The sequence below is a fragment of the Peribacillus sp. SIMBA_075 genome (genome assembly GCF_046534585.1).
The window spans coordinates 1-376 of the sequence record NZ_JAWRYN010000191.1; the positions used below are offsets into that span (position 1 = coordinate 1).

At 44.1% G+C, this 376-nt stretch carries 1 protein-coding gene; it reads right to left on the reverse strand.

The genetic code is table 11. From position 1 onward, the window contains the following. Window positions 1-376: glycerol-3-phosphate dehydrogenase C-terminal domain-containing protein (locus SB775_RS27770; protein WP_410864365.1), on the reverse strand; the 376-nt coding region annotated here is incomplete at both ends.

Below are 376 nucleotides of genomic sequence, written 5' to 3' on the forward strand. Positions count from 1 at the left end.
TGACAGCGTCTGTTAATGCTTTTTCTAGTTCTGCTGTGTATTTCATTTGCTCTTCTTTGCTCCAGCCTAGTTTCGCAGCCATGTAGTTGATTACTGCTTCTTTCCACTCGTATACCCAGTGGATGTTGAAGAACACAGCGCCTCTGCGGCGTACGAAGAAGTCGACTGGTTTGGCTGTCATTTCGTAATCCATTGCGTATACAAGCGGGATTAGAACGTCTAGCGGCATGTTGTATTCTTTCGCTTCGTCTTTATGTTTTTTCGCTAAGTCAAACAGTACGTCAACGTTAGAGCCGTAGAATTTCGCGAATTTTTCCGCTTGTGCTGTCGTTAAACCATATTTCGTACCTTCGCCTGCTTTTTTCGCAACAAATGC